Annotated in this window: 7 protein-coding genes; all 7 read right to left on the minus strand. The window is 65.1% G+C overall.

Going from position 1 to position 16,356, the window contains the following annotated elements:
• Positions 1–13: 13 nt before the first annotated feature.
• Entirely contained in the window at positions 14–1,207 is a 1,194-nt protein-coding gene (locus EDC64_RS01150) for a glycosyltransferase family 9 protein (protein WP_132028824.1), read from the minus strand.
• Position 1,208: 1 nt separating this feature from the next.
• A complete protein-coding gene (locus EDC64_RS01155) occupies positions 1,209–3,266 on the minus strand; it encodes a tetratricopeptide repeat-containing sulfotransferase family protein (protein WP_132028827.1) in 2,058 nt (685 codons plus the stop codon).
• 398 nt (positions 3,267–3,664) lie between these two features.
• Positions 3,665–8,926 carry an autotransporter domain-containing protein gene (locus tag EDC64_RS01160; RefSeq protein ID WP_165933596.1) on the minus strand — a complete coding sequence of 1,754 codons (5,262 nt, stop codon included), beginning with the start codon at positions 8,924–8,926 and terminating at the stop codon, positions 3,665–3,667.
• Positions 8,927–9,553: 627 nt separating this feature from the next.
• Positions 9,554–13,261 carry a vitamin B12-dependent ribonucleotide reductase gene (locus EDC64_RS01165; protein WP_132028833.1) on the minus strand — a complete coding sequence of 1,236 codons (3,708 nt, stop codon included), beginning with the start codon at positions 13,259–13,261 and terminating at the stop codon, positions 9,554–9,556.
• A gap of 385 nt (positions 13,262–13,646) precedes the next feature.
• On the minus strand, positions 13,647–15,557 hold the full coding sequence (gene mutL, locus EDC64_RS01170; protein ID WP_132028836.1) for a DNA mismatch repair endonuclease MutL: 1,911 nt from the start codon (positions 15,555–15,557) through the stop codon (positions 13,647–13,649).
• A 158-nt stretch (positions 15,558–15,715) separates the two neighbouring features.
• The gene (locus EDC64_RS01175) at positions 15,716–16,012 is read right to left on the minus strand and encodes a type II toxin-antitoxin system RelE/ParE family toxin (protein WP_132028839.1); all 297 of its coding nucleotides are present in this window, start codon (positions 16,010–16,012) and stop codon (positions 15,716–15,718) included.
• Positions 16,009–16,266 carry a type II toxin-antitoxin system ParD family antitoxin gene (locus EDC64_RS01180; protein WP_132028842.1) on the minus strand — a complete coding sequence of 86 codons (258 nt, stop codon included), beginning with the start codon at positions 16,264–16,266 and terminating at the stop codon, positions 16,009–16,011. Before EDC64_RS01180 ends, EDC64_RS01175 begins: the two co-directional genes overlap by 4 nt.
• Between the last annotated feature and the right edge of the window lie 90 nt (positions 16,267–16,356).

A 16,356-nucleotide genomic window follows, 5' to 3' on the forward strand; every position in this document is an offset into this window, starting at 1 on the left:
GCGAAGCGCTTTCTCAAGGCCCGGTGCCCGAAGCGTAGGACCCGGCTTCAAGCGCGGCACGAATGCCCGACAGCGGAGCACGCCAATCGCGGCGGACGCGCTGGCGAAACAGGCGGACGCTCGGATACCAAGGGGTGTCTTCGCGGTCCATCAACCAGCGCCAGTCCGGCACCATAGGCAAGAGCACGAAAGCCGGCCGTCCAAGGGCGCCGGCCAGATGGACCGGCGCGGAATCCACCGAGACCAGGACGTCCGCCACCATCAAGATGGCTGCGGTGTCCTCGAAATCCTTGATCTCGTCATCGAGCGACAGGATCGGCATGCCAGACGGCGGCGACAGGGCCTCAGCGGCGGCGGGACCCTTCTGAATGGCCAGGAAGGTTCCCGCCGACTGGGCCAGCGGGGAGAAGTCCGCGAGCGACATGGAGCGATTGGCGTCGTTCGTATGGGTCGGACGGCCGGCCCAGACCAGAGCCACGAGCGGACGCGGAAGGCCCGACAGCCGCTGCTGCCAAACCGCGCGGCGAAGGGGGTCGGGCGTGAGATAGGGGATCGGGCCCGGGAGGTCATCCAACCGCAGGCCCAGCACCAGGGGCAGCGACATCAGTTCGCAATAGGCATGGAACGGCGGCGGCAGGGTTCCCCGCGGCAAAACGATGTCATGGCCCGCCATGCGCTGCGCCAGGGGGAGCAGCGGCGCGGTGACTTCCAGCACCAGATGGGCGCCGCTGCGGGCCTTGGCCTCCTTCGCCAGGCGCATGAACTGCAAGGTGTCGCCGAAACCCTGTTCGTCGTGGATCAGCAAAGTGCGTCCGGGCATGGGCTTGCCGTCCCAACGGGGGCGCTGAACCTTCCGCTCGATGGCCTTGGTGTGCGGCATATGATACCGCCATCGATATTCCCGCCAGCCTCTCTCATAGTCCCCCAGCAGCAAGAGGGTTTCCGCCAGATCGAAGCGGCCGATCGCGTCCCCCGGCGAGGCGTCGACGAGGCGGGCCTGAATCGTCCGCGCTTCGGCAAGGCGGCCCTGGGCACGGATCGCCCGTCCCAGAAGACGCCAGACAGGGATCGTCCCCCCACCGCTGCGGATGCGGTCCGAAAGCAGGCTTTCGGCATCTTCCGCCCGATTGTCGTCGAGCAACCGCGCCGCCGTTTCCTCGGGGGAGGCGGAGGCGACGGGAGGCTGCGAAACGGCATCGCGCGGCATGTCACACCGTGCCGTCGAGCGCTTTTATCAGCGGCTGGAGATGATCGGCATAGGCGCGCCACCGCCCGGCGGAGGTCTTGAAGAGGGGCTTGCGCACCTGCTGCATGCTCGCGGTGCGCACCGGTCGGACGGTCTGGTGGAAGGAGAGGCATTGCTCATCGAAGGCGAGACCGAGCGCGTCCAACAAAAGCCGGGTCTCGCGCTCCTGATTTTCGATCAGGGCCTCGTAATTGACTTCGATGAAATGGCTATTTGGAACGATGGTGCGCCAATGCGCCGTCAAGCGTTGATAATACCGATGAAACGTACCGAGTTCCGTCAGATCATAGGTGAAGCGTTGCTCTGCCGCGAACAGCTTGGTGTAGCAGGACAGGCACGTATCCGCCGGGTCGCGCGTGCAATGCACGATGCGGGCATGGGGCAGGATCAGGCGGATCAGGCCGACATGGAGAAAATTGGCGGGCATTTTGTCCACGACATGTCGCCGGCCGTGTGAGAGCGCGGCGACGCGTTCGGCATAAAGCGCGCCCATTTCGGCAAACCGCGCGGGCGGCAGGTCCGCCAGACAGGACGGATAGGGCTGGAGGGTCCCCGAAATGGTTTCCAGAAATGCGAGTTCCCCTGCCCCGTGGACGTCGGGATGAGACGCCAGGATCTGCTCAATGAGGGTGGTCCCCGAGCGCGGCATGCCGACGACGAAGATCGGCGCCTGCGAAGAACAGCCCACGTCTCTGAAGCGGTCGAGCAAATCCGCGTCGAAGGCGGTCGCCAGCTCCGCCATCCAAGACCCGGTCTTCTCGATGTCGAAGCTGAAAGTCTCGCGCTTCATGCGGTTGCCAAGATGCAAATGCGCGAACGCGCGCGCACCGTCGCCGACATCCAGATAGGCCTTGCCGAGCGCGAAGCGGAGCGCGAGCCGATCATTCAGTCCCAGTTGCTGCTCTTGGGTCAGCAGCGCTTCCATCCGGGCGATCTCGGGGTCGCCCGAGGTGAAACGCTTGAGTTCGGTGCCGTTCGTCAGAGCCGAGACGTTGTTGGGATTGATGGACAGGGCCTTTTCGAAGGATGCCCGCGCTTTGTCCGTCTCCCCGGTCTCCATGTGCAGAATAGCGATATTGACGAAGGGAACCTCCGGGCACGTCCGGGGCAGACCGGCGGCCGCTTCGAAGGCTTCGAAGGCCGCCTGGTGTTGGTTCATGGCCTGGAGAACTTCGCCCAGGGCAATCAAGGCCTCGCTGCTGTGAGGGGCCGCAGCCACCGCGCGGCGCGCCGCTTCCAGGGCTTCAGGGGTTTTGTCGACACGCTTGAGAATGCGCGCGAGCGCGATCAGCCCGGCCGGGTGATCGGGGGCGAATGTGAAAAGCGCAGTCACGGAGCCGAGGGCTTCCGCATAGCGCAGCCGCGCCATTTCTATGCCGGCGAGATTGATATAGGCATCGGAAAGCTGCGGATTGAGGTCGATCGCCCGTCGCGCGGCTTGCGCGGCGTCATCGTAGTCACCGAGCTCGTTGAGCAGATAAGCCAGATTGCTTTGCGCGACGGCATAATCCGGATTCAGACGAAGCGCTTGGGCATAATGGCGGCGCGCTTTCTCCAGCTCCCCCATCCGCGTATAGGTGTTTCCGAGATTGTTGTACGTATCCGCACTGTTCGGCGACAGCATCAGAACGCGCTCCAGGCAGGCCGCGCTCTCCCGCAGCTTTCCCGCTTCCTGGAGCGTGATTCCGAGATTGTTCCAGCCGGATATGAGGTCCGGTTGAAGTGAGACGGCGCGCCGGCCGGCTTCCTCTGCCTCTGCCAGCAGCCCCTGCTGGCGGCTCATCTCGGTCAGATTTGCGAAGTACAGGGCCGGCGCCCGGGGAGACAGGCACGCTTGCCGCAGATGCTGAATCGCAAGGCTGAGATTGCCAAAGGCATGGGCCATCAGGCCGAGGAGATGCAGGGCGTCGGGTTGACCGGGCCACACGGCCAGCACCTTCTGACACAAGATCTCCGCCTGGTCCGCCTGCCCGGCATTCCAGTGCGCGCTGGCCTGGGCAATCGCCTGCGGAATGGTCATTCCCGACGTCTGGAGGTTGCCCGCCGCGTGCGAGGCTGACCGTTCGGGGGACGCTGAATTCGCTGTCATGAGGGATCTGCGCTGCCGCGAATGAAAAGGAGGAAAAGGAGGAGGCGTTCACATCCAGAGAATTTAGGGCGAACGCCGCTTCACCGAAACGGCCTCCGCGTCCGGTCTCACGTCATCTGTGCGCCGGGGACCAGGACCATATCGATTGCTCCAGCATCATCGGCATCAAAACATGAACGGGAAGAGGGCGCCTCCCCCGGGACGCCGACCAGCGATGTCCGAGGGCCTTATGCCCGGGCAAAGGCACGCGACGTCCGTATCGACAGAACAGATTTGGGGCGCCAGCTTTCTGGCGCCCCACCTTTGCTGCCACCTCTCGAAGGAGGGGATCAGAACTTCAGAGAAAACTGGGCATTGAAGGCATTGTTCGAGACGCTCGAGGCGATCTGGCCGAGATAATTGACCTGGAGTGCGGCCGTCTGCGACAGGGCATATCCCAGCCCGGCACCCAGGATGGCGGTATCCTCGGCGATCGGCACGCCTTGCACAGCGAAAGATTGTGCCCCCCCGAGGAACTGCATGGTGGAGAGCGGCACCGTATCCCCGAAGGCGTGCTGCCAGCCCACCGTTGCCGACGGAACGAGGGCTCGGCCGTTCAGATCGACCTTCGTCGCCAGACGCAGACCCAGCGTCGTGTAGGTCGTGCTCATGTCCGACACATCCACCGCCAGCGCGGCGGGCGTGCTGGCGCTCTCCTGGGTGGAGCCGCCTTGCAGATTCACATAGGCGACGGCGGCGAACGGCTCGAACTCGAGGGAGGACACCGCCATGCGCGCGCTGACTTCGCCGAACACCTGCGCCATGCCCTGGGTGTAGCCCGAATTGGTGCTGCCACTGAAGCCTGGGAAGGCGGTCGTCCGCGTCAGGCTGAGATCGAACCACGCATAGCTGGCGCCGCCCTTCAGGCCCAGCCACCCATATTGGCCCCCGACATAGGCGCCAAGTTCATAATTGTCGCTTGAACCGTTCGAATTGCGGTCGTTGACCTCGAATTGCGTCTGGCTGAAGCCGGCGACGATACCCGCGCGCGTATTCTGGGCAATCAGCGCATCGAGGCCCGCGAAGATCCCGCCGATGGAACTGGACACGGTCGCGGCATTGCCGTTGCCGAAGGCAGTGCTCCAGCCGCCATAGCCCTGCGCCCAGAGCGTCGGCGTCCACCCCACGGCGAACCGCGCGGTTGCCGGCCCCGCTGCTCCCGCGGCATCGGTGAGGGCAGAGCTTCCAGCCTCTGCCAGCAATCCCTGCCGCAAGCGGGTGACAACCGCGTTGCGCGTGGTGTTGGCCTGATCCATCAGCACCGTATTGGCAGACGCGTAAATCTCGCCCGACAACTGGTTCATCGCCAAGGGCACGCCACCGACGGGGAGCTCGGCCACCGCGTTGAACACGCCATTGCCGGCACCGAGCTGATACGCGGCATTGGCCGTATTCTGCTGGTTCGTCGTCTGCGCATAAGCGGAGAAGGACTGCCCCGTATAAGTGAGGATCAGATAGACATTCTGCGCATCATAATCGAGCGTCGGCGTCAGGAACTGGTAGTTGGACGTAACGCCGCCGAAGGTGCCGGCCACCGTGCCGGAGGTGGTGATGATGGCATAGCGGCTGGACGGCGCATAAAGACCAGATGCCGCCGCCACCTGCACGTAGGCGCCGCTGCTCAGCGTGACATTGCCGCCCGCGACGATCAGATCGTGCGCGCCGGACGTTACATCCACCCGATAGATGGATCCCGAATTGAACGTCACCGCGCCGCTGACATTGAGCGTGCCGGGCGAATAGCCGGGAGACACGGTACTGCCGGAATTCATGGTCAGAGAACCGATCGTCCCCGTCCCTCCGAGATAGCCGTCACTGCCGACCGTGAACGCGCCGGCACTGCTCGTGCCCGATTGAAGGACAACCGAGGAGGCAAGAATTTCCACCGCGCCTTGATACGGCGAGGAAAAGCTGACACTTCCGCCGCCCTCGATGAGGAGGGTCCCGGTCCCGGTCACGGATCCGGTGATGGCGTAGTCGTCGGAGCGGTCGATGATCAAGGTGGCCTGATTGACGATGTCGCCCAGAATGGAGCCGAGCACCCCGCCATTGCCGATCTTGAGCGTGCCTTCCAAGATGGTGGTGCCGCCCGTATAGGTGTTGGCTCCGGTCAGCTGAAGCGTTCCGGATCCTGTCTTGGTCAGGCTGCCGCTGCCTGCAATCGTGCCGGACAGGGTCAGGAGCTTGGTGGCATCGACATCGAAGGTGCCACCACCCGAGCCGGACACCGGCATCAGTTGGACGGACTGCGACAGGCCGAACGTCTCACGTGCCTTCAAAGTGCCGGACCCGGCCAAGGTGAGTGCGCCTGTGCCGATATTGTCCGCCGCGGCGATCGACAAGGTTCCGGCCGAGATGGTGGTGCCGCCGCTATAGGTGTTGGCACGCGTCAGGGTCAGGACACCCGTCCCCGCCTGAACCAGACCGCCATTGCCGGAAACCAGGCCCGCATAGGTCTTGTCCGAGGCGAGCTTGAAGATCAGGCTGGTGTCCTGCGCCAATTGCACGTCGCCCGCAATGTCGCCGGTGCTCCCACCGTTTCCGATCTGGAGCGCACCGCCGGACACTTTGGCCGAAACATCGGCCGTGCTCGTCAGAATGAGGGTCCCGGCTCCGGCCTTCGACAGGATGGTGCCGTCCGCACCGGTGACGCCGCCCGACAGGATGAGCGTGGCTGCATCGACGCCGATCGTGGTGTCACCGCCGAGCGTGATCGCTCCGCCATAGGCATTGTCGCCGCTGAGGCTTTGCAAGGCCCCGGAGCTTCCGGCCGCGCCTTCCCCCGAGAGGGCGAGCGCTTCCGCTCCCACCGAGATGCTGCCCGAGAGCCGGAGCGTGGCCCCCGAAAGCACCGTCGTCCCCGCGCTGGTCGCGCCGAGGGCGTTATCCGCCGAGATCGACAGCACGCCCTCCGTCACCGTGGTCTCGCCGGTATAGGTGTTGTTCTGGGCAAGCGAGACATTGCTGGCGGACAGCGTCGCCGCACCCGCCAGAACCGCCGACACGGCCGCCTCCGACAGGACATAACTGGTCGTGGCCGTCACCGTGCCATTGGTCACGGTGCCGCCCGACAGAGCGAGGTCGACCAGAGAGAGGGTATTCCCGCCCAATCCCAGCAACCCGCCGGTTTGTTCGTACGTGCCGCTGATCGACACGTCGGTTCCCAGGCTGATCGTTGAGCCATTGTTCTTGACGGCATAGGCGCCGATAGCGATGTCGTCGTTCAGCAGGATATTGCCGCCTGCGAACACGAGGTTGGAATTCGTGTTTGTGATCAGTCCCTTGCTGGACGCTCCAAGGCTTCCACCGGAGCCCGTCAGGGTCCCGACGGCATCGCCCTCTCCACCCGAGATGGTCAGGTCGAACGCCGATTCGTTTCCGATATTTCCGGCGATCACGCCGCTGTTTGCAATGGCACCAAGTGTTCCGCTGCTTGTGTTATGGATCGCATAGACATCACCTTTAATGATGCCGCTATTCCCCAGCGCGCCGATCGTTCCTGTATTATAAATTCCCGAATTTTGCGATGCAATCGTTCCATTGTTTCTGAGATCAGAAATGGACCCGTCCAGATTGTCCACGCTTATGCCAGATGATACGCCGGTGATAAGGCCGTCATTGGTCAGCTTGCCGATCGCCGCCGCAATGGTCGTGTCGATCAGGACGCCGACGCTATCGCCCCTTATGGTGCCGCCGGCCGCGTTGGTCAGGGTTTCGATGCTGCCGCTGCGCACGCGCACGCCAGCTTCCGGACCTTCGATGGTGCCGGAATTCGACAATGTTCCGATGGATCCGCGGGTTCCAATCCCGTATCCCCCGGTGGTGGTGATGAGGCCGCTATTGGTCAGCGTGCCGATGCTGCCGGTGGACCCCACATAGACGCCCGACGATTCGTAGCCGACGATGGTGCCCGAATTTACGAGCGTCGCGATAATGCCGCCGCTATTGACGCTGATGCCGGTCGACGCCCCGGAAATTCTGCCGTTATTGGTCAGCGTCTGGAGCAGTCCTGTCGTGAGGATCCCGACCTCGCCGGTGCCCTCGACGAGGCCGTCATTCGTCATTTGGACGATGGTGCCCCCGGCCTCCAGGTTGACTGCAGCCCCATAGGCCCCGCGAATGGTGCCGGATGCCTCGTTCACCAAGGCATTGATGATGCCATGATTGGTAATGGCGCTGTCATAGGTGACGGCGATCACGCCACTGTTCGTCAAATTGCCAATGAACGACGTGGCACCGTTGTTATAAATCGCGATGGAATCAGCGGATATGGTTCCGGAATTGGCGATCGTCGCGATGGTGCGGTCGTTGACCACGGCCATCCCACCCTCGGTCGACAGGGCCTTGATGATGCCGTGATTGGTGAGCGTGCCGATAGTAGATGTATTTTGAATAACTGTGCTCTGAGCGGAAATTTCACCTGTTTCTTGGTTTGTCAGGACAGCAATTTCTGAATCTTCTGTATAAATCGCGGTCCAGGCCATGCTTGAAATCGTTCCAGAATTAACGATTGAGCCTATCGTCCCTCCATATATATTAAATGCCGAGCTCGATGCAGAGGTCATTATACCGCTGTTTACGATGGCGCCGAGAAACGCATCGGTCGATGCGTAAACCGCACCGGTCGAGGAAATGGTTCCAGAGTTCGTGATCGTTCCGATCGCTCCGCCCAGCAGGTTATATATGGCGGTTGAAGACGATAAAATTGTTCCGGAATTTGAAATGGCTCCGATGGAGCCGCCTTGATTGTAAATGGCCGTGCCATTCTGGGCCGTGATCGTCGCGCCGGACGCGTTTATGATCGATCCGATTGTGCCATCCGAAAGATTGATGATGACCTTCGGATGCGCGTTTCCAAATGTGGAAGCACTCGAAAGCACGCCCCCGGACGCATTTTCAATTTCTATTATATTGTTTTTATTTATTATCGCCCCAATGAATCCATTGTTATTGTTATTATTATTGAATCCACTCGCGCTTATGGTTCCGCTATTCGTAATCGTAGAGACCGACGCGGCGAGATTGACGATGCCTCCGATATAATTCTCGTTGAGCGGCAGGAGCAGTCCGGTCGCCTCGATCGTGCCGGCGTTTTCGACCCGGCTGACCGTGCCGCCGGACAGCAGAACGCCCGCGATCGCGAGATTCGAGTCGGACATGATCGTCCCGCTCGTCGTCACGTAACCGGAATTCTGGAACGTCGTGTCGGTGCTGGTGGAATTGAACGCGTAGTAATTGCCGCTCGATTCATCTCCGACGACCTGACCGGTGGACGTGATCGTGACGTTGCCGGCGCTCCAATCAAAACAATTGCTCATCGGCGTGGAAATTGACGTATCGGTGGTGATCGAGCTGCAGGCCGCATAGACCTTCGTCGGGGCGGCCAGACACGCGGTCATTGCGAGGGCCGAGGCGCTCAGGAGCAGACCGAGCCGCTCCAGATCGCAAGTCTGCCGCCGCGAGTCGACAGCCAGAGCGATCCCACCCGTTCGAGAACCGGATCGGGCGGTTGAAAATGTCTTGTTCGCGACGGAGCCTTCAATGCCAGCCATGCTTCGCGCCATCCCAATATCGCCAGGTCCGGGCCTGAGCCAACCTGCGCAGCCTCAATCTTCTCCGATTGGCAGTTTCATCGGTCGGCCTCTATCGGATCTCCGAAGAGGTCTGTCGGAATTACGCAAAGAGAGGCTCGGGCTTGTGGGCAATGGCAAATTTGCCACATAGGGCGGCGCCGCCGAGGTCCGGCCGACGACACATCGGTCCCTCGATCAGGCACGTGCGTCACGTCTCGACATGCGATCGTAATCCTGCACGGTCCGCCCTCCGGAGGGGACCACCCTCATCTCGGCAGGGGGCGCGACCGGAGATCGGCGGGCTTTATCCCCTCGCCGGGCACGTGTTGCCACTATGTTCCGCTTATCATTTCCGGGCAGCCGAAGGCCGCCCGGACGTTTCGGAACGGTCACGCCGAGCGCCGCTCGGGGACAAATCGAGACGCCGCTTACAGACACCGTCAGGCCTCGCCCGCATCGTCGCCCGGGCACCCTGAACCGCCCGTTTCACATCTCGTCCACGGGCCGCGGTCTCCCCTCACCCCCTTCGGAAGCGGGGGGTGAGCGAACGCTTGTGGCCGTCGTGCCGGAGCGAATGCCGCGGCGGGACGCGCGAGAGAGGCCGCCTCAGCTGCAGCCGGTCGTCGAACCGCAGGTGTCGCATTTCATGCAGGTGCCGTTGCGCACCAGCGTGAAATTCATGCATTCCGGGCAGGCTTCGCCCTCATAGCCGCGGGCGCGGGCTTCGGCGCGGCGCTCGGCGGTGCGGGCCGCTGGCCCCCAGGGGAGGGCCTTGTCCAGCACGCTCTCGGCGGCGGCTTCCAGCACGTCCAGCTCCTCGGCGAGGCCCGGCTCGGGCTCCGCCTTGAGCGCGGTGGCGCCCTCGGTGCGGGTCCGCAGCAGGGTGATGTTGTCCTTGCCGCGCGCCTCGGGGAGCGGCTGGGCCATCAGATTGACGGTCTTGCCGCGCACCAGGCCCTTGGAGACGACGCGCGCCGCGGCCGGCGCCTTGCCTTCGTCCACGCCCTTGCCGAGCGCGTCGAAGCCGGTCTCGGAGGGATCGACATGGCCGAGATCGCTGCGCCCGAGATAGGAGACGGCGAGTTCGCGGAACACGTAGTCCAGGATCGAGGTGGCGTATTTGATCGTGTCGTTGCCCTGCACCGGGCCGGCGGGCTCGAAGCGGGTGAAGGTGAAGGCGTCGACATATTCCTCGAGCGGCACGCCATATTGCAGGCCGAGCGAGATGGCGATGGCGAAATTGTTCAACAGCGAGCGCAGCGCGGCGCCCTCTTTGTGCATGTCGATAAAGATTTCGCCGAGCGCGCCGTCGTCATATTCGCCGGTGCGCAGATAGAGCTTGTGGCCGCCGACCACCGCCTTCTGGGTATAGCCCTTGCGGCGGTCGGGCATCTTCTCGCGCTCGCGCACGCGGTGCTCGACGATGCGCTCCACCACCCGCTCGACGATCTTCTCGGTGACGGTGGCGGTGCGGGCGGCGTTCGGCTGGGCGACCAGCGCCTCGACCGCATCCTCCTCGTCCTCGTCGTCCGCGACCAATTGGGCATTGAGCGGCTGGGACAGTTTGGAACCGTCGCGATAGAGCGCATTGGCCTTCAGAGCGAGGCGCCAGGACAGCAGATAAGCGGCCTTGCACTCCTCCACCGTCGCGTCGTTCGGCATGTTGATGGTCTTGGAGATGGCGCCGGAAATGAAGGGCTGTGCCGCCGCCATCATGCGGATATGGCTCTCGACCGAGAGGAAGCGCTTGCCGATGCGCCCGCAGGGCGAGGCGCAGTCGAACACCGGCAGATGCGCCGCCTTCAGGAACGGCGCGCCTTCCAGGGTCATCGCGCCGCAGACATGGACGTTGGCCGCCTCGATCTCCGACTTGGCGAAGCCGAGATGGGAGAGGAGATCGAATTTCGGATCGGCGAGCTGGAGCGCGGTGACGCCGAGCCGCTTGACCAGGAAGTCCTCGCCGAAGGTCCAGCGGTTGAAGGCGAACTTGATGTCGAACGCGCTCTTCACCGCGGCTTCCGCCTTGGCGATCGCCGCATCGTCGAAGCCCTTGGCGCGCAGCGTCGTATGGTTGATGCCCGGCGCCTGGGCGAGCGAGCCGTGGCCCACCGCATAGGCCTCGATCTCGGCGATCTGCGCCTCGCCATAGCCGAGCGTGCGCAGCGCCTCCGGCACGGCGCGGTTGATGATCTTGAAATAGCCGCCGCCGGCCAGCTTCTTGAACTTCACCAAAGCGAAGTCCGGCTCGATGCCGGTGGTGTCGCAATCCATCACCAGGCCGATCGTGCCGGTCGGCGCGATCACCGAGACCTGGGCGTTGCGATAGCCGTGGGCCTCGCCGCCGGCCAGCGCGCGGTCCCAGGCGAGCTTGGCATGCGCCGCGAGGCGGGGATCCTTCAGCGAGGCGAGGTCGAGCGGCACCGGCGCGACCGCCAGCTCCTCATAGCCGGCCGTCTCGCCATAAGCGGCGCGACGGTGGTTGCGGATCACCTTCAGCATCGCCGCGGCATTGTCCGGATAGTCCGGGAAGGCGCCGAGCTGCGCCGCCATCTCGGCCGAGGTGGCGTAGCAGATGCCGGTCATGATGGCCGAGATGGCGCCGCAGATGGCGCGGCCCTCGGCCGAATCGTAGGGGATGCCGGACGACATCAGCAGGCCGCCAATATTGGCGTAGCCGAGGCCGAGCGTGCGGTAGCGGAACGACAGCTCGGCGATCTGGCGCGAGGGGAATTGCGCCATCAGCACCGAGATTTCGAGCACCACGGTCCAGAGCCGCACGGCATGCTCGAAGCTCTCGACGTCGAACGCCTTCGCGCTGTCGCGGAACTGCAGCAGGTTCAGCGAGGCGAGATTGCAGGCCGTGTCGTCCAGGAACATGTATTCCGAGCACGGATTGGAGGCGCGGATCTCGCCGCCGGCCGGGCAGGTGTGCCAGTCATTGACCGTGGTGTGGAACTGGATGCCGGGATCGGCGCAGTGCCATGCGGCCGAGCCGATCTTCTCCCACAGATCGCGGGCCTTGATGGTCTTGTGGACCTTGCCGTCGATGCGGCGGATCAGGTTCCAGTCGGCATCGGCCTCGACCGCCCGCAGGAAATCGTCGGTGACGCGCACCGAATTGTTGGAATTCTGGCCGGCCACCGTGAGATAGGCCTCGCCGTCCCAATCGGTGTCGTAGATCGCGACGTCGATGTCGGTATAACCCTGGCGGCCGTATTGGATCACGCGGCGGAGCGCGGCATCGGCGACGCCGGCCTTGCGGGCGGCCTTGATCTCGCGCTTCAGCGCCGGATTCTTCTCCGGGTCGAAGCAGGCATCGCCGTCGCCCTCGCAATTGACGCAGGCCTTCAGCACCGCCTTCAGGTGCCGGGCATTGATCTTCGAGCCGGTGACGAGCGCCGCCACCTTCTGCTCCTCGATCACCTTCCAATCGACATAGGCTTCGATGTCGGGATGGTCGGCGTCCACCACCACCATCTTGGCGGCGCGGCGGGTGGTGCCGCCGGACTTGATGGCGCCCGCCGCGCGGTCGCCGATCTTCAGGAAGCTCATCAGGCCGGACGAGCGCCCGCCGCCGGACAGCTTCTCGCCCTCGCCGCGCAGCGAGGAGAAGTTCGAGCCGGTGCCGGAGCCGTATTTGAACAGGCGCGCCTCGCGCACCCACAGATCCATGATGCCGCCCTCATTGACGAGGTCGTCGGCCACCGACTGGATGAAGCAGGCATGCGGCTGGGGATGCTCATAGGCCGAGGTCGAGGAGACCAGCTGGCCGGTCTCGTGGTCGACATAGAAATGGCCCTGCCCCGGCCCGTCGATGCCATAGGCCCAATGCAGGCCGGTATTGAACCATTGCGGGGAATTGGGCGCGACCATCTGCATGGCGAGCATGTAGCGGTGCTCGTCGAAGAACGCCTGGGCGTCCGCCTCCGTGTCGAAATAGCCGCCCTTCCAGCCCCAATAGGTCCAGGTGCCGGCGAGACGGTCGAACACCTGCTTGGCCGTGGTCTCGCCAACGAAGCGCTGCTCCTTCGGCAGATCGGCCAGCGCGGCGGTATCCGCGACGGCGCGCCACAGGAAGGAGGGGACGGACGTCTCCTCCACCTTCTTGAGGCGCGCCGGCACGCCCGCGCGGCGGAAATATTTCTGGGCGAGGATGTCGCTCGCGACCTGGGAGAAATGGGCCGGAACCTCGATGCCGTCCTGGCGGAACACCACCGAGCCGTCCGGGTTGCGGATCTCGCTCACGGTCTCCCGGAACAGGATCGTGGCGTAAGGCGACTGGCCGTCCGTGGTGTAGCGGCGTTCGACGCGCATGATCGAAACTCCCTGCGCCCGCAAAGGGCGATTATGGCTCAAAACGGCGGCAGCCGCGACGCGACGTCGGGATGCGGCGGCGGGGGCCGCCCCGGTTCCTGGGCTGCTGTGTTTGGGAAAGCGGAACAGGCGCCCGACCGTGAGATCGGGTGATGCCCGCCGCCTAGGACCCGAACGCTAGAGTGAGTCTGGCGCCCGCGTCAAACACAGATTTGGGGCTCAAAGGCTATCCGGCTACTAAATATGGTAGCGCACAGGGGCTTAACAAGGGCTTAACACCCTTGCTGCGGCAGGGATTCGGCCCCTCGCAGCCGGTCCGGCGCCACCATAGGCGGGGGCCGGCTTATGCACGTCTTCCACAGCCGGCGAATATTTTTTCGCCGCTTCACCGCCGCGCGAACAGTCTCTCGAGATCGGACAACGAGAGCGTGACGAAGGTCGGCCGGCCGTGATTGCACTCGCCGGAATTGGGCGTCGCCTCCATCTCCCGCAGCAGCGCGTTCATCTCCTCGACGCGCAGCCGCCGGCCGGCGCGGACCGAGCCGTGGCACGCCATGGTCGCGGCGACATGGAGCAGGCGGCGCTCCAGCGGCTGGGCGTCGTCCCATTCGGCGGCGTGGGCGGCGATGTCGGCGACCAGTTTCGTGACGTCGGCCTCCTTCAGCAGAGCCGGGACCTCGCGCACCAGGACCGCGCCGGGACCGAACGCTTCGAGCACCAAACCGAGCGCGGCGAGATCGTCCGCCTTCTCGGTGAGCCGGTCCGCCTCGACCGGGTCGAGATCCACCACGACCGGCACCAGCAGGCCCTGGCGGGCGATGCCGTCGCGCGCCAGCGCCGCCTTCAATTTCTCGTAGACCAGCCGCTCATGGGCGGCGTGCTGATCGACCAGGACCAGGCCGGCGCGGGTCTGGGCGAGGATATAGGTCTCGTGCACTTGGGCACGGGCCGCGCCGAGCGGGCGGTCGAGATCGGCGGCGTTCATCGGTGCCTCGCCGGGCCGCGCATCGGCGGCGGGGGCGCCGAGATCGAACCGCGCCTGGCCGGCGCCGCCCGCCGCATAGGCCCCCTGCCCCGCTTCGGCGAAGCCCGCCCCGGCAAATCCCGCCCCCGGAACAGCGGCTTCGGCGAAACCCGCCGGACGGGCGGGCGAGGTCCGCCAATCATAGGCGCCCCCCGGCATCGGCTCCGGCCGATAGGCGGACGGCAGGCGCGGCGGCGGGAAGCCGGGGGCTGCGCCCAATTCCGGCGCCCGGGAGAGCGCGACCAGCCGGTCGGAAATGGTGTCGGCGGTGCGCGGCGCGCGCGCGGCCAGCGCGTCGGTCAGGGTGCGCACGATCAAAGCGCGCACAGTGCCGCCGTCGCGGAACCGCACCTCGGTCTTGGCGGGATGGACGTTCACGTCCACCTCGCGCGGATCGAGGGTCAGGAACAGAGCGAGCAGCGGGTAGCGGTCCGAGGGCAGGAGGTCGGCATAAGCGGCGCGCACCGCGCCGAACAGCAGCTTGTCGCGGACCGGGCGGCCATTGACGAACAGAAACTGCGCCAGCGAATTCGCCTTCGAGAAGGTCGGCAGGCCGGCATGGCCGTCGAGCCGCGCGCCGCCCCGCTCGCCCGCGACCGGCACCAGATTTCGCCCCGCCTCCGCGCCCAGCACATCGGCGATGCGCCGGGCGCGGCCCTCTTCATCGTCGCTGCGGGCGGGGAAGGTCTGAGGCCCGCGCTCCTCGCTGACCACAGTGAATTCGATGTCCGGACGCGCCAGCGCGAGCCGACGGACGATGTCGAGCGCGGCGGCGCCCTCGGCGCGGTCGGACTTCAGGAATTTCAACCGCGCCGGGGTGGCGAAGAACAGATCGCGGACCTCGACCCGGGTGCCGCCCTTCAACGCGACCGGGCGCGGGGCGACGAGCGTGCCGCCCTCGACCCTGATCTCGAAGGCGGAGGCCGCGCCCGGCGGGCGGCTGGCGATCGCGAGGCGCGCCACCGCGCCGATCGAGGGCAAGGCCTCGCCGCGAAAGCCGAGCGTGGCGATCGAGAGCAGGTCCTCGGTCGGCAGCTTGGAGGTCGCGTGGCGCTCGACCGCGAGCGCCAGTTCGTCGGGCGTCATGCCGCCGCCATCGTCGGCGACCCGGATCAGGCGGCGCCCGCCGCCGTCGATCACCACCTCGATGCTGCGCGCGCCGGCGTCGATGGCGTTCTCGACCAGCTCCTTGACCACAGCCGCCGGCCGCTCCACCACCTCGCCGGCGGCGATGCGGTCGATCAAGACGGGCGGCAGGCGGCGGATGGTCATGCGGGCGACTCAGAGGGGCGTGAGCCGCGAGTATAGGGGAGACTGGCGCGGGGGGCATGGGGCGCGGGGGACTGGAGCGCTGGGGACTGGGGCGGAGGGGACTGGGGCGCGGGGGATGCCCCGGAAGTTCAGCAGGGAGCCGAAGCACCCGACGTCGATCAGCGGGGAAACAGATGCGCCTCCACATCCATGGCGCCATGCAGGACATGAAGCACCTGCACCTCCTGCCCCGCCACGCGATAGAAGATCAGATAATTGCCGTGGACGCAGCGGCGGATGCCGAGATGCTCGTAGCGTGGCACGAGAGGAAAAGCGTGCGGGCTTGCCAGCAGCCCGAGCAGGCGCGCCTGCAACTCGCCCACAAAAGAGAGCGCGCGGGCGGGATTGTCCTTGGCGATATGGTCGCCGATGCGCTCGAGGTCCGCTTCCGCCGCGCGCGCAAGGACAAGCCTCATTGGCCGCCGGCCTTGGTCTCATACTTGGCTGCCAGCCGGGCGAACACGTCTTCTGCGGGCGACGTGCGCCCCGCCTCGGCATCCTGAATGCCGCGCGCCAGCGCCGCGTCCAAGGCCGCAAGCCGCATCTCCCGCTCCTGCACCAGCCGCACGCCTTCCCGCAGCACCTCGCTCTTGGAATGGTAGCGCCCCGTGGCGACCAGACGGTTCACATAATCTTCAAGCGAAGGGCCGAGATCTGCACTGATGGGCATGGGAGCATCCTCCGTCCGAAGATTTTGGCCCGCCCCACCCCTCTTATCAAGAAGCGGCACGCCGGCACCGAAGCCGCCGCCCGCCTCTTC

Origin of the sequence: Aquabacter spiritensis (assembly GCF_004346185.1) — a bacterium.
GTDB lineage: Bacteria > Pseudomonadota > Alphaproteobacteria > Rhizobiales > Xanthobacteraceae > Aquabacter > Aquabacter spiritensis.